General features: G+C 66.2%; 20 protein-coding genes and 1 other RNA gene. 11 read left to right on the plus strand and 10 right to left on the minus strand.

Translation table 11 applies throughout. From position 1 onward, the window contains the following. Positions 1-17: 17 nt before the first annotated feature. The 7 genes from ACO2Q5_RS06470 to ACO2Q5_RS06500 form a co-directional block, all read right to left on the minus strand. Positions 18-248 carry an N-(5'-phosphoribosyl)anthranilate isomerase gene (locus ACO2Q5_RS06470; protein WP_423289101.1) on the minus strand — a complete coding sequence of 77 codons (231 nt, stop codon included), beginning with the start codon at positions 246-248 and terminating at the stop codon, positions 18-20. A gap of 69 nt (positions 249-317) precedes the next feature. Then, entirely contained in the window at positions 318-512 is a 195-nt protein-coding gene (locus ACO2Q5_RS06475; protein ID WP_423289103.1) for a DUF4169 family protein, read from the minus strand. Between the two features lie 2 nt (positions 513-514). After that, positions 515-1,915: a class II fumarate hydratase gene (gene fumC, locus ACO2Q5_RS06480; protein ID WP_423289105.1), complete on the minus strand. Its 1,401-nt coding sequence runs from the start codon at positions 1,913-1,915 to the stop codon at positions 515-517. Positions 1,916-2,011: 96 nt separating this feature from the next. Further along, a complete protein-coding gene (locus ACO2Q5_RS06485; RefSeq protein ID WP_423289107.1) occupies positions 2,012-2,566 on the minus strand; it encodes a class I SAM-dependent methyltransferase in 555 nt (184 codons plus the stop codon). Between the two features lie 6 nt (positions 2,567-2,572). After that, positions 2,573-3,040 carry an SspB family protein gene (locus tag ACO2Q5_RS06490; RefSeq protein WP_423289109.1) on the minus strand — a complete coding sequence of 156 codons (468 nt, stop codon included), beginning with the start codon at positions 3,038-3,040 and terminating at the stop codon, positions 2,573-2,575. Between the two features lie 714 nt (positions 3,041-3,754). Further along, positions 3,755-4,109: a transfer-messenger RNA gene (gene ssrA / locus ACO2Q5_RS06495) on the minus strand. Between the two features lie 164 nt (positions 4,110-4,273). Beyond that, positions 4,274-5,521, minus strand: a complete 1,248-nt coding sequence (locus tag ACO2Q5_RS06500; protein ID WP_423289111.1) for a D-amino acid dehydrogenase — start codon at positions 5,519-5,521, stop codon at positions 4,274-4,276. 124 nt (positions 5,522-5,645) lie between these two features. Here ACO2Q5_RS06500 and ACO2Q5_RS06505 point away from each other — a divergent pair, with 124 nt between their 5' ends. Beyond that, positions 5,646-6,086 (plus strand): Lrp/AsnC family transcriptional regulator, encoded by a 441-nt coding sequence (locus ACO2Q5_RS06505; RefSeq protein ID WP_423289113.1) that lies wholly within the window; start codon positions 5,646-5,648, stop codon positions 6,084-6,086. A gap of 42 nt (positions 6,087-6,128) precedes the next feature. On the opposite strand, the gene ACO2Q5_RS06510 is transcribed toward ACO2Q5_RS06505, so the two are convergent. Then, positions 6,129-6,620, minus strand: a complete 492-nt coding sequence (locus ACO2Q5_RS06510; RefSeq protein ID WP_423289115.1) for a hypothetical protein — start codon at positions 6,618-6,620, stop codon at positions 6,129-6,131. 462 nt (positions 6,621-7,082) lie between these two features. Further along, positions 7,083-8,135, minus strand: a complete 1,053-nt coding sequence (locus tag ACO2Q5_RS06515) for an extracellular solute-binding protein (RefSeq protein ID WP_423289117.1) — start codon at positions 8,133-8,135, stop codon at positions 7,083-7,085. A 253-nt stretch (positions 8,136-8,388) separates the two neighbouring features. Here ACO2Q5_RS06515 and ACO2Q5_RS06520 point away from each other — a divergent pair, with 253 nt between their 5' ends. The 10 genes from ACO2Q5_RS06520 to ACO2Q5_RS06565 all read left to right on the plus strand — a co-directional run bounded on the left by ACO2Q5_RS06520 (position 8,389) and on the right by ACO2Q5_RS06565 (position 19,418). Further along, on the plus strand, positions 8,389-9,378 hold the full coding sequence (locus ACO2Q5_RS06520) for an MDR family oxidoreductase (RefSeq protein ID WP_423289119.1): 990 nt from the start codon (positions 8,389-8,391) through the stop codon (positions 9,376-9,378). Between the two features lie 383 nt (positions 9,379-9,761). Beyond that, positions 9,762-10,991: an aminotransferase class V-fold PLP-dependent enzyme gene (locus ACO2Q5_RS06525; protein WP_423289121.1), complete on the plus strand. Its 1,230-nt coding sequence runs from the start codon at positions 9,762-9,764 to the stop codon at positions 10,989-10,991. A gap of 140 nt (positions 10,992-11,131) precedes the next feature. Continuing rightward, on the plus strand, positions 11,132-12,535 hold the full coding sequence (locus tag ACO2Q5_RS06530; protein ID WP_423289123.1) for a cryptochrome/photolyase family protein: 1,404 nt from the start codon (positions 11,132-11,134) through the stop codon (positions 12,533-12,535). Between the two features lie 57 nt (positions 12,536-12,592). Further along, positions 12,593-13,810, plus strand: a complete 1,218-nt coding sequence (locus ACO2Q5_RS06535; RefSeq protein WP_423289125.1) for a class I SAM-dependent methyltransferase — start codon at positions 12,593-12,595, stop codon at positions 13,808-13,810. 39 nt (positions 13,811-13,849) lie between these two features. After that, positions 13,850-14,290, plus strand: coding sequence for a TrgA family protein (locus ACO2Q5_RS06540; RefSeq protein ID WP_423289127.1), 441 nt, complete (start codon positions 13,850-13,852; stop codon positions 14,288-14,290). A gap of 1 nt (position 14,291) precedes the next feature. Beyond that, positions 14,292-15,143 (plus strand): NUDIX domain-containing protein, encoded by an 852-nt coding sequence (locus ACO2Q5_RS06545; RefSeq protein ID WP_423289129.1) that lies wholly within the window; start codon positions 14,292-14,294, stop codon positions 15,141-15,143. A gap of 167 nt (positions 15,144-15,310) precedes the next feature. Then, the gene (locus ACO2Q5_RS06550; protein ID WP_423289131.1) at positions 15,311-15,961 is read left to right on the plus strand and encodes a GntR family transcriptional regulator; all 651 of its coding nucleotides are present in this window, start codon (positions 15,311-15,313) and stop codon (positions 15,959-15,961) included. A 317-nt stretch (positions 15,962-16,278) separates the two neighbouring features. After that, a complete protein-coding gene (locus ACO2Q5_RS06555) occupies positions 16,279-17,679 on the plus strand; it encodes an aspartate aminotransferase family protein (protein ID WP_423289133.1) in 1,401 nt (466 codons plus the stop codon). A 148-nt stretch (positions 17,680-17,827) separates the two neighbouring features. Beyond that, positions 17,828-18,631, plus strand: coding sequence for a hypothetical protein (locus tag ACO2Q5_RS06560; RefSeq protein WP_423289135.1), 804 nt, complete (start codon positions 17,828-17,830; stop codon positions 18,629-18,631). After that, on the plus strand, positions 18,621-19,418 hold the full coding sequence (locus ACO2Q5_RS06565; RefSeq protein WP_423289137.1) for a hypothetical protein: 798 nt from the start codon (positions 18,621-18,623) through the stop codon (positions 19,416-19,418). The genes ACO2Q5_RS06560 and ACO2Q5_RS06565 overlap by 11 nt, the downstream gene beginning before the upstream one ends. A 97-nt stretch (positions 19,419-19,515) precedes the next feature. Here the strand turns inward: ACO2Q5_RS06565 and ACO2Q5_RS06570 are convergent, their stop codons facing one another. Next, complete coding sequence (locus tag ACO2Q5_RS06570) at positions 19,516-20,019, minus strand: PRC-barrel domain-containing protein (RefSeq protein ID WP_423289139.1); 504 nt, start codon at positions 20,017-20,019, stop codon at positions 19,516-19,518. Positions 20,020-20,064: the final 45 nt, after the last annotated feature.

Raw genomic sequence — 20,064 nt, forward strand, 5'->3', positions numbered from 1 at the left:
TTCGGCCGAAGTTTTCGTCAGAGCAGCCGCCGCAACGGGGCGCGGTTGCAGAAGATGACGACCTGACCGGCATTTTCGACGACAGAGAAGCCGCGGCGCTGCATTTCCTCGAGAAAAGCCTCACGCCCGAAATTGCTGTCGATCTCGCTGACGCTGCGGTGAAGAACGCCGCCTTCTGTCATCGCAGGAGAGGCGGTCAGCTGGCTGAACCACAGGGCGGCCTGTGCAGGGTCGTGGATTATGGTCATCGGTCACCTTCCCCGCGCAACCTGCAGCACCGGGGTTAATGCCGTGTTAATGCGGCCCAGGTCCGCGCCTCAGCCGGGGCTGTCCGGCCCGGGATCGCGGCGGTGCGCGTCGTGGTCGCGGGCAGATTTCTCCGCCCGCGCCTTGTCCAGTTCCCGCTCCGCTTTGGTGCGGCCATGCTTTGCGGCATTGGCGTCGGCCTCGGCGCGCCGGTCGCGGCGCGCCTTGTCCTTGCGGAAGCGGTTGAGGTTGACGACCTCGGCCATCTTCAGCCTTTCGGGCTGATCATGTCTTCGGGGCGGACCACACGGTCAAAGGTCTCGCCATCGACAAAGCCAAGGGCGATTGCCTCTTCGCGCAGGGTGGTGCCGTTCTTGTGCGCGGTCTTGGCCACCTTGGTCGCGTTGTCATAGCCGATGGTCGGCGCCAGCGCCGTCACCAGCATCAGCGATTCCTTCATCAGCTTTTCGATCCGGGCGGTATTGGCCTTGGTGCCCACAACCATGTTGTCGGTGAAGCTGGATGCCGCATCGCCCAGAAGCTGGATCGATTGCAGGACATTGTAGCTCATCATCGGGTTGTAGACGTTCAACTCGAAATGGCCCTGCGACCCGGCAAAGCCGATGGCGGCATCGTTGCCCATCACATGGGCGCAGACCATGGTCAGCGCCTCGGCCTGCGTCGGGTTCACCTTGCCCGGCATGATGGAAGAGCCCGGCTCATTCTCCGGCAGGATCAGCTCGCCCAGACCCGACCGCGGGCCGGAGCCCAGAAGCCGCAGGTCGTTGGCGATCTTGAACAGCGAACCCGCAATCGTCTTCAGCGCGCCCGAGAAGAAGACCATGGCATCATGCGCGGCCAGAGCCTCGAACTTGTTCGGCGCGGTGACGAAGGGCAGGCCGGTGATCTTGGCAATCTCCGCCGCCACGCGGGCGTCATAGCCGACGCGGGTGTTCAGCCCGGTGCCGACCGCGGTGCCGCCCTGCGCCAGTTCATAGATATGCGGCAGGGCCAGCTTCACCCGCTCGATCCCGCGGTCCACCTGCATGGCATAGCCGCTGAATTCCTGACCCAGCGTCAGCGGCGTCGCATCCTGCGTATGGGTGCGGCCGATCTTGATGATGTCCTTGAATTCCTCGACCTTGGCCCAGAGCGCCTTGGACAGCTTCTCCAGCCCCGGGATCAGCACGTCGCGGGTGTGGGTGCCGATGGCCACATGCATCGCGGTGGGGAAGGTGTCGTTCGACGACTGTCCCATGTTCACATGGTCATTCGGGTGGACCGGCTTTTTCGAGCCCATCACGCCGCCCAGCATCTCGATCGCGCGGTTCGAGATGACCTCGTTCGCGTTCATGTTCGACTGGGTGCCCGACCCGGTCTGCCAGACGACCAGAGGGAAGTTGTCGTCGAACTTGCCGTCGATCACTTCCTGCGCGGCGGCCTGAATGGCCTTGGACAGCCCGGCGTCCAGATCGCCCTGCGCCTCGTTCACGATGGCGGCGGCTTTCTTGATCGTGCCAAGCGCGCGGATGATCGGGACCGGCTGCTTTTCCCAGCCGATCGGGAAGTTGATGATGGAGCGCTGTGTCTGCGCGCCCCAGTACTTGTCCGAGGGAACCTCCAGCGGGCCAAAGCTGTCGGTTTCGGTGCGGAATTCTTGGGTCGCCATCAGGTGCCTCCTGCAAAAGCTCGGCGCCGGAATAGCCCCGGGGTTCTGCAAAATCAATCGGCATACCTTTGCATACCGATTGCAAAGCCCCGATTTTCAGGTGCGGCGAAAGCGGTAGACCCGTGCGGGCGGCAGATTGGCCCAGACCTTGAACCCGCGGTCGACCTTCAGCCCCAGTTCCGCAATCATGGATTCGGGCACCGGCGGGCGCGGACCATAGGTGAACTGTACCAGCATCCCCCCCCGCCGCAGCAGCCGGAAGGCCGAGGTCAGGATCCCCTCTTGCAGGGTGCGCGGAAAAGACAGCAGCGGCAGGCCGGAAATCACCGTGTGAACGCCTGTCTCCACCCTCTCATGCGCCGTTTCCGCCCCGGCCTGATGCACCGTCACTTCGGGAAATTTCTGCCGCAGATAGGGCACGAATTCATCGTCCAGCTCGAACAGCGTCAGGTTCTGCGGCGGAACGCCACGGGCCAGCATCGCCTCGGTAAAGCGGCCGGTGCCGGGACCGAATTCCACCACACGGCCCGATTGCGGACCCAGACCCAAGGTCATCGCCCGGGCAAGTGTCCGCGACGACGGCGCAATGGCAGAAACCTGCCGCGGATTGCGCAGCAGACGGCGGCGGAACAGGGCCAGATCGCTTTCCACAGGGGGTCAGGTCTTGCGGAATTTGTCGAGGCTGACGACTTCGGCCTCCTGCCGCGGCGGGGCGGGGGCCTCTTCCTCCTCCTCGATCTCGTCTTCGTCCTCTTCCTCGTCGTCATCGCCGTCCTGCGTCTCGAACCGCAGACCGAATTCGACCGAAGGGTCCACGAAGGTGCGGACGGCATCGAAGGGAATCACCAGAGGCTCGGGCTGGTTGCCGAAGTTCAGCGTGACGGAAAACCCGTCCTCCGTCACGTCCAGCCCCGAAAACCAGTTCTGCAGAACCACTGTCATTTCCTGCGGATAGCGTTCATGCAGCCAGTCGGCGATGTCGACGCCCGGGGCGGTGGTGTCGAAGGTGATGAAGAAATGGTGCGCGCCCGGCAGGCCGTTCTGGGCCACATCCTCCAGCACAGAGCGGATCAGCCCCCGCATCGCCTGGTGCATGAGATTGCCATAGTCGATGCCGCGCGCCATCCGGTGCCCCTTCCTGATTGGCCGCCAGCATAGGGTTTTTCCCGGGCAAGGGAAGGGGGCGGCGCCCTGAAACTGCCGCAGGGGCAACGGAAATCAGACAGGGCGCGCGGCAGGCTTCCGCATCAGAAATCCGGATTGAAGTGGCCGGCGGCGTCCGCACCAGTCCCGGCTGCAGCTGTCGATTCAGCCAAGAGACAGTCCGGAAAAGGCAGCCGGGACGAGCGTAACAGGTTCCGGCGCACAGTCCAAGGACGCACTGTCGGCAGGGGTCATCGCGCCGCCCTGACAACGGGTCATTACCCGCGATGGCGATGTCCCAAAGCCTTCCTTTCCTCCGCTGCGATGGTTCCGGCGACGGGTTAGGAGCGGGTTCCGCCTGACGAAGAAAAGACCGGCGTTCGGCCCTGGTGCCCGATCTTCCTGCCGCAGAAAAACGGGAATGGCATGCCACGCATCACAGGCCCTTCAAGCAAGTGGGTGACCCCTTGCGCGAGCTGCACTCTCCCCTGAAGCCAAGGTGGTCACGGGTTTAGGGCCAAGGCTGCGATCTGTTTGCGGCAGAACTGCGTCGCCGCAGTTCAGATTGGGGACATGATCGGCAGGCCAATCGAATGCTGCCGCCGTCGTGCAGTCCGAAATCAGGCGGCAAGGCTGTAAGCAATGAAATCCAAAATCAGAAAGTGAAGGAAAACCAGATGCTTGCGGAGGGATTGAAGCGCAGGTTTCTGTTGCCAGGTACCTGCAAACCCCGCCTTACGCGGCTAAGCGCAAGGACTTAGTTTTGGTGTTGAGAGCTGCTTACGCAGCCATCGCGACCGGAGCACGGTTGTCGTTGGCAACTGTGATCTTGGACCGATAACGGTGGTACCTCACCGAGCGAAAGCTGGCCTCTTTGAACGTCCGTCGATCCTGTTTCGGCCCCACACGCCCGCAACGAACGGGAGGATTGGTGGAGCCGCCGGGTACCGCCCCCGGGTCCGAGCCGTCTATTACAGGTGCGTTTATCGCCATAGTCCGGGTTGCCCCGGACAGAACCAATATAGGCAGCCCTCGGCCCCGCCGCAAGCGGGGAAGGGGGCGCTGCCCCCTCGGGCTTCGCCCTCACCCCCGGGATATTTGTGCAAACTGGAATAGGCTTTCCACTTTGTCCAAATATCCCCGCGCGGAGCGCCCCTGAGGAGGAGCGAGCAGGCGCGACGACGACGTAAAAGGAATGCGGCGCAGCCGCTCTGTTCAATAGCGGCTGAGGGCGAGGTCCGTCGCGTCGATCTCAGGCGCGCGGCCCGAGACCAGATCGGCGATCAGCCGGCCCGAGCCGGAGGACATGGTCCAGCCCAAAGTGCCGTGGCCGGTGTTGAGGTAAAGGCCCTTGACCGGCGTCGCGCCGATCACCGGGGTGCCGTCGGGCGTCATCGGGCGCAGGCCGCTCCAGAACGTGGCCTGCGTCAGGTCGCCGCCGGGGAACAGGTCGCTGACCGAATGTTCCAGCGTGCGGCGCCGCGCCGGTTCCAGCCGGTTGTTGAAGCCCGAGATCTCGGCCATGCCGCCCACGCGGATGCGGTCGCCCAGCCGGGTGAGGGCGATCTTGTAGGTCTCATCCATCACGGTCGATTCGGGCGCGCGGCTCGCATCGGTGATCGGGACGGTCAGCGAATAGCCCTTCACCGGATAGACCGGCAGTTTCATTCCGAAGGGGCGCAGCATCAGCGGACTGTAGCTGCCAAGCGCCAGCACCACCGCATCGGCCTTTTCCGTGCCGCGGTCGGTGGTCACGCCGGTGATCCGGCCACCCGCAACCTCCAGCCGCAGGATGGTTTCGCCCCAGCGGAAGGTCACGCCCTTCTCCGCCGCCAGCGCGGCCAGCGCATTGGTGAATTTGAAGCAGTCGCCGGTTTCATCCAGCGGCGTCAGCAGCCCGCCGACGATCCGGTCGCGCGCATGGGCCAGCGCCGGTTCCTGCCTTATGCAGCCCTCGACATCCACCACTTCGCAGGGGATGCCGTCCGCCTTCAGCGCCTTCACATCCTTGGCCGAGGCGTCCAGCTGCGCCTGCGTGCGGAACAGCTGCAGCGTGCCCTGCATGCGTTCGTCATAGGCGATCCCGGTCTCGTTCCGCAGCGTGGCCAGCGACTGGCGGCTGTAATCGGCCAGCCGCAGCATCCGGCTTTTGTTAATGGCATAGCGGCCCGAGGTGCAGTTGCGCAGCATCTGCAGCATCCAGCCGATCATCGCCGCATCGACCTTGGGCCGCAGGATCAGCGGCGCATGTTCCATCATCAGCCATTTGATGGCCTTTTTCGGGATGCCCGGCGCGGCCCAGGGGCTGCAATAGCCGAAGGACACCTCGCCCGCATTGGCAAAGCTCGTCTCCAGCGCAGGGCCGGGCTGGCGGTCGATCACCGTGACCTCATGCCCCGCCCGCGCCAGATACCAGGCTGAGACGGTGCCGACGACGCCGCTGCCAAGGACGAGGACTTTCATGAGGTGCTCCGCTGAATGATGCGATGCAGCATCCGGGAAATCCTGCCGAATGTCCTTTGAATCCGCGCAATCTTCTGCGATCAAAGATCAGGTTGCGCAACAATGAAGCGGATGACGCAAGATCATGCCGGAGCTGGACCGGATCGACCGCGGGCTGATTCGTGCGCTGCGGCGCAATGCAAGGATCACCAATGCCGCCCTTGCGGCCGAGGTGGGGCTGTCGCCTTCGGCCTGCCTGCGGCGCGTTCAGGCGCTGGAGCAATCGGGCACGATCCGCGGCTATACGGCGCTGGTCTCCGGCCCCGCGACCGAGGGGCGGCAGGTCGTGATCGTGCGGATCAGCCTGTCGCGCCAGACCGAGGACATCCTGAACGCCTTCGAGGCCGAGGTCCTGCGCCACCCCGAGATCCGCCAGTGCTATCTGATGACCGGAGAGGAGGACTACCTCCTGCATCTGGAGGCCGACGGCCCGGGCGATTACGAACGCATCCACAAGGAGATTTTGTCGCGGCTGCCGGGGGTGACGCGGATCAATTCCAGCTTTGCGATCCGGGCGGTGGTGTGAGGGGGGGGCGACGATTTGAGCCCTTATCGGACGGTCAGTCTATCAGGTCGGACAATCCCCAAACCGATACGCCTCGAACCTAACAAACTGATTGGCCCGATACGACCAGCGGAAATGCCGCGCTCCATCTTCTGCCATTACGGTGAGGATCAGGCCGGGTGAGCGACTGATCCCCGGCGGCAGGGTCAGTAGCATCGTCTCGTTTTTAATTGCCAAACGATCCAAAGCCCTCAGGCATCGCGGCGGCCCCGGCATGATGGCATCTGCTTGTGCCCTGATCATCGAAGGCCAGACCGTTCCGCCCAGAAGTGCCAGCACAGCAACGATGGAAAGCGCAGCTCTGGCTGCAAGGCGAGCGTGCCCCGAGACGTTACGGCATACCCAAACTGCAGCCAAAGCCGCAACTCCAGAGACGGACAGGTGCAAGGTCAGACCGCCTTGTGCTCCCCGCAGGGTAAGTGCTCCAAACAAAGACAAAAAAAGGCCAGAACTTATGCCGAGAAGACATGCGATCACCTGGTCGGTGGCACGCAAGGTTCGGGTCTCATCTGGTGGTATTTGAGATGGTGACCGTAGCGAGGGCCATACAAAGCGTGCGAGAAGCCACCGAAGCACAATGCCCAAGAGAGTTATTAGCATCGCTGCCAGGAGGATGCCCTGTGCAACTCCATAAAGAAACCCTTGATCCTCCCAGCGTGCATTCGGTGCAAGAAGGACGAGCGTCCCTCCGATGACCCCTGTGATCAGCCATATCCGCCATGCCCAACGGGTAGGGCAAGCTCCGCCGAGGAGGATAAGACCCGCAATGAGTGCGATTGTATGTGCCACTTGTGCAGACCTCGTCGTCACCTGACCGCCAAGGGTTGTCGCGCGCACAACTCGGCAATGCAATGACTGCTTTGTCCGCAAAGCCGACATCTCGTACAGGGGGGCTTTGTAGCACAAAACGCCCGGGACCATCCGGCCCCGGGCATTCCTTCTTTCGTCAGATCCGGATCAGAACCCGGCCTTGATCGCCTCGAACTCGTTCACCAGCTTGTCGCGCAGTTCCGGTTCCATCGGCGTCTGCAGGAACAGCGTGGTGTCGATCTTGTCCACGAAGGCGGCGGCCTGCTGGTCGGCAGGGATCGTCGCCATGGCGTCGGGGTTCACGTTGGCATAGCCGATCGCTTCGATGATCGGCGCCGCGCTGGAGGGCGCGAACATCGAATTCACCCAGTCATAGATACGCTCTTCATCGCCGGGGCCGTCCTTCATGTTGACGAAGCCGCAGAAGAACGAGGTGGAGCCTTCGGCCGGGGCGCGGTTGAAGCCGACCGGGAAGCCTTCGGATTGCAGGATGGCCACCGGGTCATTCCACGACCAGGCGACAAGGATCTCGCCCGAGGCCATGGCTTGCGCCAGTTCCGAAGGGTCCGACCAATAGGTGCGGACATTTGGATGCACTTCCCGCAGCCATGCGGCGGCGGCGGCAATCTGCTCATCCGTCACGGTTTCCCACGAGGTGACGCCGGTGGCCAGGAAGGCCAGCGCCCAGACATCGTCCGAATTGTCGGAAATCGAGATCCGGCCCGCGTATTTCGGATCCTTGAACACGGCCAGCGAGGCGACATCGGTCTCCGGCACCTGGTCCTTGTTGTAGGCGATGGCCGTATAGGCGAAATCGAAGGGAATGAACCAGACCCCCGCATCGTCCTTGATATGGTGCGAGGCGAAGAGGTCGGGGTCGATCTTGGCGAAAGCCTCGATCTTGGAGGTGTCCCACGGTTCGATCAGGCCGGCCTCGCGGTAGCGCGGCACCGCGCCCGGGCAGGGGTGGACCACATCGGCCTTGAACCCGGACGACACCTTCTGGAACGCCTCGTCATCATCAGCGTAGAAGGTGTAGGTCGGCTTCTGGCCATGCTTTTCGACATAGGGCACCAGCGCGCCGTCGATCTCCCAGCCCGCCCAGTCGAAGACGGTCAGTTGGGGATCGGCGGCATGGGCGGCGGTCGCAAGAGCCATGGCCGAAACGGCGCCGGCCAGGAACGGAAGGGTGCGGGACATGAAATCTCCTCTGTCGGGGCCAGCCGCTTTTTCCCCGGGCCGGCCGTTTCATTCGCAAACGCTATGACAGGGCAGGCCCCGTCACAAGACGGATGTGAGGATGGGCGGACCATCCTGCAAGGGCAAGAGGGCATGGAAGAATTTGCCTGTCCGTCGCACGCGCCCTGCCGGTTTTGCCTGTTCCTTCGGCGCGGGCCGGGGCAGTCTGGCGCGGCCCCGCGGGATTCGCGGCCAAAGCCGGGAGGAGACCACCATGCGCGCAATCCTTATGGAAAAGGACGGAGAGGCGCCCGCCGCAGCCCGGCTGGCCGACATTCCGGAGACGGCCCTGCCCGAGGGCGAGGTGACGGTGGCTGTCGAATACTCGACGGTGAATTACAAGGACGGGCTGTGCCTGTCGGCCACCGGTGGCGGGCTGGTCCGAAACTGGCCGCATGTGCCCGGGATCGACTTTGCCGGCGTGGTCGAAACCTCTGCGGATCCGCGCTATGTGCCGGGGGACCGGGTGGTGCTGACCGGCTGGCGCGTGGGCGAGGCCTATTGGGGCGGCTATGCGCAAAAGGCGCGGGTCCGGGCGGATTGGTTGGTCCGGCTGCCCGACAGCATCTCCACCCGGCGCGCCATGGCCGTGGGCACCGCGGGATTTACCGCAATGATGGCGGTGGTCGCGCTGGAGGAACACGGGCTGACCCCGGCGCAGGGCGAGGTGCTGGTGACCGGCGCGGCCGGGGGCGTGGGGTCGGTCGCGGTGGCGATCCTTGACCGGCTGGGCTACCGGGCCGCCGCGGTGACCGGGCGGCCGGAAACCGAAGGCTATCTCCGCGACCTTGGCGCCGCGCGCATCATCCCGCGGGCCGATCTGGCCGAGGCGGTGAAGAAACCGATGGAGTCGGAAACCTGGGCGGGCTGCATCGACGCGGTGGGCGGCACCATGCTGGCGCGGGTGCTGGGCCAGCTGAAATCCGGGGCTTCGGTGGCCGCCGTGGGCAATGCGGGCGGGCTTTCGGTGCCCGCGAACATCATTCCCTTCCTGCTGCGCGGGGTGAACCTCCTTGGCATCAACTCGGTTCATGTGCCCTATGACCGGCGGGTGATGCTCTGGGACCGGATCGCCCGCGATCTGCCCTTCGACAAGCTGGATGCGATGACGCGCACGGCCCCCTTGGCCGAAGTGCCCGCCCTTGGCGCGGCCATCCTGAAGGGACAGGTGCAGGGCCGGGTGGTCATCGACGTGAACGCCTGACGGTGAAGGGGTCGGGACCTTGCAGCCGCTAAATCCCCCCCGGGCGCGCCGCGCGGTCCTGCCCTGCCGGTCCAATGCAGACCAACCGCCCCTCCCGCGCAGTAATCCTGCCGCGGGCCCCATACCTATTTCTTTCCATTCATCTGTTCAGAAATATCCTCGGGGGTCCGGGGGCAGACAGCCCCCGGCGGCTGCGGCGGGGCGCCATCTTCTCCCGCTTGCACGCTGCCCAACCCCCGGCTAAGCCTTGGGGGACGCCCGGGTCCTCCCGGGCTCTGGGCCGCGGAGAGACAGCCGCGGCTCTGGCGGGAAGACCCGGCCAGCGAACCGGGGTCCCCGGCGGCGCGGTCCCGTCCGCCGCGGCCCCGCAGACAGGAGTTGCGATGACCGCGCTTGATCTTGATTTCGTCCGTTCCCAGTTCCCGGCCTTTTCCTCGCCGGTGCTGTCCAGCCACGCGTTCTTCGAGAATGCAGGCGGCAGCTATCCCTGCCGTCAGGTGGTGGACCGGCTGACCCGGTTCTACACCGACCGCAAGGTGCAGCCCTATGGTCCCTATCCCGGCGCGCAGGCGGGCGGGGCCGAGATGGACGAGGCGCGGACAAGGCTGGCCGCGATGATGGGCGTCGCGCGGGAGGAGGTGTCCTTCGGCCCTTCGACCAGCGCGAACACCTATGTTCTGGCGCAGGCGGTGCGGCAGTGGCTGCGCGGCAGCGATGGCGCCGTGGTGGTGACCAATCAGGACCATGAGGCGAATTCCGGCGTCTGGCGCCGTCTGGCCGACGAGGGGATCGAGGTCCGCGAATGGCGACTGGACCCCGCAACCGGCAGCCTTGATCCGGGTGCGCTGCAGACGCTGCTGGCCGATGGGCGGGTGCGGCTGGTGGCCTTCCCGCATTGCTCCAACGTGATTGCCGAGATCAACGATGTGGCGGCGATTTCCGCCATGGCGCGGGCGGCGGGCGCACGCACGGTGGTGGATGGCGTCAGCTATGCGCCGCATGGCTTTCCCGATGTCCCGGCGCTGGGCTGTGACGCCTATCTGTTCTCCGCCTACAAGACCTATGGCCCGCATCAGGGCATCATGGTGTTGCGGCAGGATTTCGGGATGGAGCTTCCGGGGCAGGCGCATTTCTTCAACCACGGGGTGCTTTACAAGCGGCACACCCCCGCGGGGCCGGATCATGCGCAGGTGGCGGCCTGTGCGGGCATGGCGGATTATGTCGATGCCTTGGCCGCGCATCATGGCATCACCGGCGATCCGGCGGCGCGCAACCGCGGCGTGCACGATCTTATGCGCGCGCAGGAGGTTGCGGTGATCCAGCCGCTGCTGGACTATCTGTCCGCCCGCAACGACCTGCGCCTGATCGGGCCACGGGATGCGGCGACGCGCGCGCCGACGGTGGCCGCCGAACTCTCCGGTCCGGCCGAGCCGGTGTCGGAAGAGCTGGGCCGTCAGGGCATTGCCTGCTGGGCGGGGGATTTCTACGCCGTCCGCCCGCTGGAGGCGCTTGGCATCGACCGCGCCAAGGGGGTGCTGCGGCTGTCGGCCACCCATTACACCAGCGCCGATGAGGTGGCGCGGCTGATCGCGGCGCTGGACCGGGTGCTGTAGCGGCGCGCTTTGCCGTTCCCCCGGGGAGGTTTTGCACCTCCCCGGACCCCTCCGCAGGATATTTTTGCCAAGATAAAGGGGCGAAGGAAGAGTGGTCCGCAGGCGAGTGGTCTGCGTATCAGGGCGGAGACGATGAAGGAATGCCGATGACCGCGCCCCTGATCCTGTGGTTCCGCCGCGACCTGCGGCTGGCCGACAACCCGATGCTGGCCGCTGCCGCCGCGACCGGACGGCCGCTGATCCCGGTTTTCGTGCTGGACCCCGAGACCGAGGCCATGGGCGCCGCGCCGAAATGGCGGCTGGGCCGTGCGCTGGAGGTGTTCGGTGCGACGCTGCAGGCAAAGGGGCTGCGGCTCATTCTGCGCCGTGGTCCGGCGCAAGAGGTGCTCGAGGCGTTGCTGGCCGAGACCGGGGCGGCGGGGGTCTGGTGGGGGCGGCTTTATGACGGGCCGTCGGTTGCGCGGGATACCGCTGTGAAGGCCGCGCTGCGCGGGCAGGGCGTGGAGGCGCGCAGTTTCGCGGGCCATCTGCTGCATGAGCCCTTTGCGGTGGAGACCGGGCAGGGCGGGCCTTACCGGGTCTTCACCCCCTATTGGAATGCGATCCGCGGCCGCCCGGTGCCTTTGCCCGCGCCCGTGCCCAAGGCGCTGCGCGGGCCCGCGGACTGGCCTTCCTCGGACGTTTTGGGGGATTGGCGGCTGGGGGCAGCCATGCGGCGCGGCGCGGCGGTTCTTGACGCCCATATCCGCCCCGGTGAAGAGGCCGCGCGCGACCGGCTGCATTGGTTTCTGGACGGGCCGGTGGACCGCTATGCCGAGGACCGCAACCGGCTGGACCGCGATGCCTGTTCGGGCCTGTCCGACTGGCTGACCTGGGGCGAGATCGGCATCCGCGAGGTCTGGCACGCGGCCGAACGCGCAGCTTTCGAGGGGCGGGCGGGCGCGGGCGCGTTTCTGCGCGAACTCGGCTGGCGCGAATTTGCATGGCACCTGTTCTATCATTTTCCGCAGATGGACCGGGCGAACTGGCGCGAGGACTGGGACGCTTTCCCGTGGCGCGGCGACAATCCCGATGCCGAGCGCTGGCGCCGGGCCCTGACCGGGGAGCCCGTGGTCGATGCCGCCCTGCGCGAGATGTATGTCACGGGCCGGATGCACAACCGGGCCCGCATGATCGTGGCCAGCTATCTGACCAAGCATCTGATGACGCATTGGCGGGTGGGGCTGGACTGGTTCGCCGATTGCCTGACCGACTGGGACCCGGCTTCGAATGCCATGGGCTGGCAATGGGTGGCGGGGTCCGGCCCCGATGCGGCACCCTATTTCCGGGTGTTCAATCCGGCCTCGCAGGCGGAGAAGTTCGATCCTGAGGGCCGCTATCGCCGCCGCTGGCTGACCGGGAAGGGGGCCGAGGCGCTGTCCTATTATGAGGCTGTGCCGAAGTCATGGGCACTGACGCCCGCCACGCCCACTCCTGCGCCGGTTGTCGATCTGGCGCAGGGCCGGGCGCGGGCGCTGGCAGCCTATGCGGCACGAAAGGCTTGAGCCGGCGGGGTTTCTCTGGAAAGCTGCCCGGGACGGGGCATCCTTGCGGGGAAAGCGATGGAGTTCCTTGAGTCCACCGAAGGCCAGACCGGCCTGCCGCGCTGGTTCGCGCAGGTCTATCAGCAGATTCGCGGGTTGCGGGCGGGGCGGCTGGATTTCGTCCTGACCGATGGCCGCCGCTTCCGCGCCGAAGGGCCGGAACCGGGGCCGGTGGCCGAAGTCATCCTGCATCACCCGGATGTCTTCGCCCGGCTGGTCCGCGATGGCGAGCTGGGCTTCTGCGAGGCCTATCTGGACAACCACTGGTCCACGCCCGACCTGCAGGCCTTTCTCGATCTGATCATGCTGCCGGACAATCTGCCGGTGATCGACGCGTTTCCGGGCATGGCTCTGGTCCGGGCCTGGGAAAGGCTGCGGTTCTGGGTGCAGTCCAACACAAGGCGTCAGGCGCGGCGCAACATCGCGGCGCATTACGATCTGGGGAACGAGTTCTACGCGCTCTGGCTGGATGACAGCATGACCTATTCCAGCGCGCTGTTCCTGACCGGGCAGGAAAGTCTGGAACTGGCGCAGCGGCAGAAATATGCGGCCCTGGTGGACCGGATGGGCGCCCGGCCCGGCGATCATGTGCTGGAAATCGGCTGCGGCTGGGGCGGGTTCGCCGAATATGCCGCGGCCGAGCGGGGGCTGCGCGTGACCGGGCTGACGATCAGCCGCGCCCAGCACGATTTCGCGGTGGACCGCATCCGCCGCGCGGGCCTGTCCGACCGGGTCGAGATCAAGCTGCAGGATTACCGGGACGAACGCGGCCAGTATGACGGCATCGCCAGCATCGAGATGTTCGAGGCCGTGGGCGAACGCTACTGGCCGGTCTATTTCCGCAGCCTGTTCGACCGGCTGCGTCCGGGCGGAAATGCGACGCTGCAGATCATTACCATCGCCGAGGACCGCTGGGCCAGCTATCGCCGCAGCGTGGATTTCATCCAGAAATACATCTTCCCCGGCGGCATGCTGCCGCCTTTGTCCGCGCTGCGCGATCAGGCGGTTCAGGCCGGGCTGGCGGTGCGCGACCATGCCGAATTCGGGCAAAGCTACAGCCAGACCCTGCGGCGCTGGCACGAGACGTTCAATGCCCGCTGGGACGACATCCGCCGGATGGGGTTTGATGACCGGTTCCGGCGGCTGTGGAACTTCTACCTCGCCTCTTGCGCAGGCGCGTTTCAGGGCGGTAACTGCGACGTGACCCAGATCACCCTGACGCGGCCCGCCCGCTGAGGCTTGCCCCCGGAACACCCCGCTGACAGACGAGGACCGATGCCCACCTCTGCGAAACTGGCCGCTGCATTGTGGTTTGCCGCCATGGGCTGGCTTGCCGCGAATGCCCATGTGCCCGCCCTTGGTCCCGACGCCCAGATCGGCTGGTTCCGGGAAATCACCGCCGCCATCGGGCTGGTCTGCGGCTGGACGATCTCGGGCCGGCTGGCGGGCGGTACCTGGACCGATGCGGTGAACAACGGCCTGCGCACGACGGTCAGCATGGCGGTGCTGGCGCTTCTGGGCTTTTCCATCATGTTCATGGTGAAGGAATCCCTGCGGATGCGTTATGACGGGCCGATGGATGCGGTCGTCGGCGTCTTTACCCTGATGATCGAGCATGCGCAGAAGATGCTGAGCGTGGGGGTCATCGGCGTTCTCCTGATTGCCGCCCTGGGCGGCGGGCTTCTGACCGAAGCCGTGTTCCGGCGCTGGCGCTGACATGACCGATTCCAGATTGAAAGACCCGGCGCTGGCGGCGCTTTTCGCGGCACGGGATGCCGGGGCGCTGGCCTATTGGCAGGAGGCGACGGGCGGTTCGGCCGCGCCGGATGCCGCGATCGAGCGGGCCCTGGCGCGCGACATCCTGGCCCATCGCGGCGACTATCCCGCCGCGCTGTTGCGGCAGCATCGCGGCCCGATGCTGGCGCGTGCAGCCTCAACCGTCCGGGCCATGGGCCAGGGCGGCGCGGCCGGGCCGGGGGACAGCCTGGTCGAGCTTCAGCAGACCGACCATGCCTTCCGCGGCTTCTTCGGGGTCGAGGTGCTGACCCTGCGCCACCGCCGCTACGACGGCACGATGAGCCTGCCCCTGCGGCGCGAGGTCTTCGTCTCGGTCGATGCGGTGACGGTGCTGCCCTATGATCCGGTGCAGGATCTGGTGCTGATGGTGGAACAGTTCCGTGCCGCGCCCGTTGCGCGGGGCGGGGGACGGGTCTGGCAGCTTGAGGCGGTCGCAGGCCGGATCGACGCGGGCGAGACGCCGGAAGAGACCGCCCGGCGCGAAGCCGCCGAGGAGGCCGGGGTGCAGCTGGACCGGCTGCTGCCGGTGGCCAGCTACTATCCAAGCCCGGGCGCGGTGACCGAATATCTCTATTCCTTCGTGGCGCTGACCCGGCTCGACCCCGGTCAGGCGGGCCTGCATGGTCTGGCCGAGGAAGGCGAGGATATCCGCACGCTGGTGGAACCCTTCACCACCGCCATCGGCCGGGTGGCCGCGGGCGAGATCACGAATGCACCGCTGATCATGTCGCTGCTCTGGCTGGAGCGGGAACGCGCGGCCTTGCGCGGCTAGGGCAGGGGCGGCGATCCGCCGGGCTGCCTAGGACGGGTGGAGAATTTGATCAACTCCCGAAAGCGCCGGTCTTGAAAGCTGCGGCCATGCGGTCATAACTGGCCTTCCGGCGGCTGGCCGGGCGTCGGGACATCAGACACGGGACAGCAGGTATGGGGGCAGCAGGCATGGCCGGAGACAGCCGCAAGATACCGACCCATGAGGTCACCTATGCGCGGCTGCGCGACATGGTGCTGTTCGGCCATCTGGCCCCGGGCCAGCCCGTCACCATCCAGGGGCTGATCGCCGAACTGGGCGCCGGCATGACCCCGGTGCGCGAGGCGATCCGGCGGCTGACCGCCGAGGGCGCGCTGCTGCCGCAGGGCAACCGCCGCGTGGCGGTGCCGCAGATGACCGCGGCGATGCTGGATCAGGTGGCTTTCGCCCGGCTTTCCATCGAGCCGGAGCTGGCGCGGCTGGCACTGCCGCGGCTGGCGCCGGCGCGTATCGACCGGCTTGAGGCGGTGGATGCGCGGGTGAACGAGGCCATCGGCACGGGCGACCTTCCCGCCTATCTGGAAGCGAACCACGCCTTCCACTTCACCCTTTATGAGGCGGCCGAGGCGCCGGTGCTGCTGGATCTCGCACGCTCGCTGTGGCTGCGGGCCGGGCCCTCGCTGCGCGAGGTGATCGGCCGCTACGGCCGCGCCGCCCTGCCGGACCTTCATCACGAGGCGCTGGCCGCGATGCGGGCCGGCGATCCCGCGGCGCTGGCGGCCGCCGTGCACCGCGACATTCAGCAAGGCGTAGATCAGGTGCGCGCCGCGCTGTCCGCCTGACCGCCGCGAAGCGGAGCGGCTTGCGCCGCAAGCCTTTTGCCTCGTCGTCGCGCCTGCGCGCTCCTCCTCAGGTTTGCCTTCGGCGAGGATATTTGGACCAATGTGAAAGGGCTTTCATACTGGTGTAAATATCCCGGGGTGAGCGCGTCAGCGCGAGGGGCAGCGCACCTGTTCTGGGGGTGTGGCAGGGCACTTCAACAATTTGATCAAATTTCTTGAACGCCGTCAGGTTTGATCATATCCTGCGCTGGAAGAGGCGCGTCTGGACGTGCCCTGCTGATTCCGTGCCCGCTGATTTCCGTGAAGGAGGTGCCGCCATGACCACGATTTCGACCAACACGCCGACCGCCGAGCTGCAGCGGCTGGATGCGGCGCATCACTTCCATCCCTTCACCGACAAGGCGGCGCTGGACCGCAAGGGCGCCCGCGTCATCCTGCGGGGCGAAGGGGTCTGGCTGACCGACAGCGAGGGGCACCGCATTCTGGACGGGATGGCCGGGCTCTGGTGCGTGAATGTGGGCTATGGCCGCAAGGAACTGCCCGAGGCCGCCGCGCGGCAGATGCTGGAGCTGCCCTATTACAACACCTTCTTCCAGACGACCCATGTGCCGGCCATCGCCTTGTCCGCGAAGATCGCGGAGCTGGCGCCGGGCAACCTGAACCATGTGTTCTTTGCCGCCTCCGGCTCGGAAGCCAATGACACCAACATTCGTCTGGTCCGCCGCTACTGGCAGGTGAAGGAACAGCCGGAGCGGCGGGTGATCATCGCGCGCTGGAACGGCTATCACGGCTCCACCCTGGGGGGAGGGTCCTTGGGCGGGATGAAGGGCATCCATGCCCATGGCGGGATGATCGACGGGGTGGAACATATCCGCCAGCCCTATTGGTGGGCCGAGGGCGGCGATATGGACGAGGATGCCTTCGGTCTGGCCCGCGCGCAGGAGCTGGAGGCGAAGATCCTGGAGATCGGCGCCGACAAGGTCGCGGCCTTCATCGGCGAGCCCATTCAGGGCGCGGGCGGGGTGATCGTGCCGCCGAAGACCTATTGGCCGGAGATCCAGCGGATCTGCCGCAAATACGGCATCCTGCTGATCGCCGATGAGGTCATCACCGGGTTTGGCCGCACCGGCAACTGGTTCGGCAGCCAGACCTTCGGGATCACGCCCGACATCATGACCATCGCCAAGGGCCTCAGCTCCGGCTATGCGCCGATCGGCGGGTCGATCCTGTCGGACGAGGTGGCCGAGGTCGTGGGTTCCGGCGGGGAATTCGCCCATGGCTACACCTATTCGGGCCATCCGGTGGCTGCGGCGGTGGCGCTGGAGAACCTGCGGATCATGCAGGACGAGGGCATCGTCGACCATGTGAAGAACGTGGCGCATCCCTATCTGGCCGAGCGCTGGTTGAAGCTGACCGAGCATCCGCTGGTGGGCGAGGCGAAGCTGGTGGGGCTGATGGGCTCCATCGCGCTGACGCCGGACAAGGCCAAGCGCGCGGCCTTCGCCAGCGAGGCCGGGACCGTGGGCTACCGCTGCCGCGAACGCTGCTTTGCCAATGATCTGATCATGCGCCATGTCGGCGACCGGATGATCATTTCGCCGCCGCTGGTCATCAGGCCGGAAGAGATCGACGTGCTGATCGCGCGCGCCACCAAATCGCTGGACGAATGCTATGCCGGGCTGAAGGCCGACGGGCTTCTGGTGGCGAAAGAGGGCTGATCCGTCAAAGGACGAAAAACGGGGGGCGGGCCGTCGGGTCCGCCCTTTTCCTTTGCCGCTTGACCCCGCGTCGGTTCCCGACGGATAACCAAGGCGTGAACCGGGTCGCAGAGCCCGGGCCGGTGGTGTGTGGGGCGAGGAACGGGCGATGCGGCTGGACCTGCGGGAGATTCCCGCGACGATCATCAACCTGCCCAAGGAACGCAAGCGGCGCGCGGCGATGACCACGCGGATGACGGCGCTTGGCATTCCCTTCGCCTTTTCGGACGGGGTGACCGATCAGGACGGCAAGATCCGCAATGCCGCCGCTGCGCATCGCAATGCCATGGCGGCAGCGGGCGATCCGCCCTTTATGATCCTTGAGGATGATCTGGAATTCCGCCGCCCCTCGACCGTGATCGAGGATGTGCCGGAGGATGCCGATGTGGTCTATCTGGGCATCAGCTCGGTCGGGTGCTTTCCGCGCAGCTCGGACTATACGCGCGATCTGGGCCACCGCGGCGTGCCGGATTTCGTGCTGGCCTCGGCGCATAACGCCTCCTTTGCCCGGCTGCATTCGATGATTTCGGCCCATGCGGTGCTTTTTCTGACCCGCACTGCGGTGGACCGCTACGGGCAGGCGCAGCAGATGGCGGTGAACCGCAAGATGCCGCTGGATGTGTCCTATGCCTATGCCATGGCGGATCTGACGGTCTATGCCGCGATCGACCCGATCTTTGTCGAGGATCAGGCACTTCAGCCGCAACAGAAGCGCAGCGACTGGCGGGCCGCGCTGACGACGGGGCCGCTGCGGCTGGCTGCCCCCGGCGATCAGCGGACCGGACGGCGCAAGCGCTATACGATCGAAGGCGAGGTTGAGGAGGCCGGAGAGGGCCGCCTGCAATGGCGGCTGCGATCCTACACCGATCACCGGGCCGAGGGTGCCGAAGAAGAGGACGGGGATGACGACTGACACCCTGCATGCCTCGCCCGGGCTGGTGATCCGCCACGCCCGGCGCGGGGACGGGGATCTGGTCGTCGTCACCTTTTCCGACATGCTGGACCGCGGCGCGGCCGAGCCGGAGGCCGCCTTCGGTTGGCGCTGGCTGGCGCGGCACGGGATCAGCCAGATCGCGGTCTGTGCCGAACGGCCGGACTGGTTCCAGTGCCCGGGCTTCATGGAGGGCATGGCCGCGGTCAGCCAGCGCATCGCCGCCGAGGGCTATCGCCGCTCAACGCTTTACGGGTTGTCGATGGGCGGGTTCGGCGCGCTGTTGGCGGCGCCCGTCCTGCGGCCCGGGCGCATACTGGCTCTTGCTCCGCAGATCTCGGTCGATCCGGCGGCGGTGCCATGGGAACGGCGCTTTGCGGCCGAGGTTTCGCAGATCAGCCCGTTTCGCTGGAGGATCGACCCGGATGCAGGCCGCGGCAGCACGGTCATCCTGCTGCATGATCCGCTGAAAGGCGCCGATCACCGGCATGTGCGGCTGATCCGGCGCGGGCGGGTGGTCAGCGACCTGCCGGCCTATGGCGCGCGGCACAATCTGGTGGCGTGGCTGGCGGCGCGGGGCGCAGGGGCGCCCTTGCTCGCACAATTGCAGCAGAGGGCGCCGCCGGGTGCGTTGCGGCGGGAAATCCGCAGCCTGCGCCGCGCCGATCCGCGCTGGCGTCCGAAGATGGAGCGCAGGCTGGGCGCCGCGCGGGTGGCGGCGATCCTTGCCGCCTGTGCCCGGGCTGTCGCGCAGCGGGTTCCCGGCTGACCATCCTGCGCGGATTGGAAAAAGCCCGGGCCAAAGGCCCGGGCGGATACTCGTTACATCAGGTGTGAACCTGAAATCACATCACCGGAATTTCGGCTTACTGGGCCGGCATCGTATATTCCGGCAGCGCCTCCAGCGCGGCCTTGTCCATGGCCACATGGGCGACCAGCGCCTTGTCGGCATTCTCGTAGAAGGAGATCTGATCCAGCATCAGCTTCACCGTATGGGTGCCCATGCCGAGGAAGCCGCCCACATCGACGATCACACCGGTCACAGCGCCGTCAGCCGACAGTTCGACATCGGAAATCTCGCCCACGCTGCTGCCGTCCGAGGCCAGAAGGTCAACGCCCTTCAGCGTGTCTGCGGTCAGGGTGGTCATATCCGCCACGGCGACATAGCCCTCGGGCACGACGAAGGCCGGTGCGGTTTCGGCCGGTGCAACCGCGGTTTCGGCCGGAGCGGCGGGCATCACCTCGGGGGTGGTCGCCTCGGGCGTGGCGGGCTCGGTCGTGGCCGTCTGGGCGAAAGTCATCACCGGCGCGGCGATGAGAGCGGCCGACACCAGCAGGGCCGGGATCTTCGAAACGGTCTTGCGGTCCATGGTCATTCTCCTTTGCGGTTTTTGCGGAAGGCGGTGCAGTTTCGC

This window comes from Neotabrizicola sp. VNH66 (genome assembly GCF_049445895.1).
In the GTDB taxonomy this organism is placed as follows: Bacteria; Pseudomonadota; Alphaproteobacteria; order Rhodobacterales; family Rhodobacteraceae; genus Pseudogemmobacter.

Excerpts from the sequence above, each read along its gene's own strand:
- ACO2Q5_RS06525 (WP_423289121.1), top strand. The coding sequence starts at position 9,762 with ATGACCGCGCTTGATCTTGATTTCGTCCGTTCCCAGTTCCCGGCCTTT.
- ACO2Q5_RS06565 (WP_423289137.1), top strand. The coding sequence starts at position 18,621 with ATGACGACTGACACCCTGCATGCCTCGCCCGGGCTGGTGATCCGCCAC.
- ACO2Q5_RS06545 (WP_423289129.1), top strand. The coding sequence starts at position 14,292 with ATGACCGATTCCAGATTGAAAGACCCGGCGCTGGCGGCGCTTTTCGCG.
- ACO2Q5_RS06520 (WP_423289119.1), top strand. The coding sequence starts at position 8,389 with ATGCGCGCAATCCTTATGGAAAAGGACGGAGAGGCGCCCGCCGCAGCC.
- ACO2Q5_RS06470 (WP_423289101.1), bottom strand. The coding sequence starts at position 248 with ATGACCATAATCCACGACCCTGCACAGGCCGCCCTGTGGTTCAGCCAG.
- ACO2Q5_RS06490 (WP_423289109.1), bottom strand. The coding sequence starts at position 3,040 with ATGGCGCGCGGCATCGACTATGGCAATCTCATGCACCAGGCGATGCGG.
- ACO2Q5_RS06515 (WP_423289117.1), bottom strand. The coding sequence starts at position 8,135 with ATGTCCCGCACCCTTCCGTTCCTGGCCGGCGCCGTTTCGGCCATGGCT.
- ACO2Q5_RS06560 (WP_423289135.1), top strand. The coding sequence starts at position 17,828 with ATGCGGCTGGACCTGCGGGAGATTCCCGCGACGATCATCAACCTGCCC.
- ACO2Q5_RS06505 (WP_423289113.1), top strand. The coding sequence starts at position 5,646 with ATGCCGGAGCTGGACCGGATCGACCGCGGGCTGATTCGTGCGCTGCGG.
- ACO2Q5_RS06530 (WP_423289123.1), top strand. The coding sequence starts at position 11,132 with ATGCCGATGACCGCGCCCCTGATCCTGTGGTTCCGCCGCGACCTGCGG.
- ACO2Q5_RS06550 (WP_423289131.1), top strand. The coding sequence starts at position 15,311 with ATGGCCGGAGACAGCCGCAAGATACCGACCCATGAGGTCACCTATGCG.
- ACO2Q5_RS06540 (WP_423289127.1), top strand. The coding sequence starts at position 13,850 with ATGCCCACCTCTGCGAAACTGGCCGCTGCATTGTGGTTTGCCGCCATG.
- ACO2Q5_RS06475 (WP_423289103.1), bottom strand. The coding sequence starts at position 512 with ATGGCCGAGGTCGTCAACCTCAACCGCTTCCGCAAGGACAAGGCGCGC.
- ACO2Q5_RS06570 (WP_423289139.1), bottom strand. The coding sequence starts at position 20,019 with ATGGACCGCAAGACCGTTTCGAAGATCCCGGCCCTGCTGGTGTCGGCC.
- fumC (WP_423289105.1), bottom strand. The coding sequence starts at position 1,915 with ATGGCGACCCAAGAATTCCGCACCGAAACCGACAGCTTTGGCCCGCTG.
- ACO2Q5_RS06555 (WP_423289133.1), top strand. The coding sequence starts at position 16,279 with ATGACCACGATTTCGACCAACACGCCGACCGCCGAGCTGCAGCGGCTG.
- ACO2Q5_RS06535 (WP_423289125.1), top strand. The coding sequence starts at position 12,593 with ATGGAGTTCCTTGAGTCCACCGAAGGCCAGACCGGCCTGCCGCGCTGG.
- ACO2Q5_RS06500 (WP_423289111.1), bottom strand. The coding sequence starts at position 5,521 with ATGAAAGTCCTCGTCCTTGGCAGCGGCGTCGTCGGCACCGTCTCAGCC.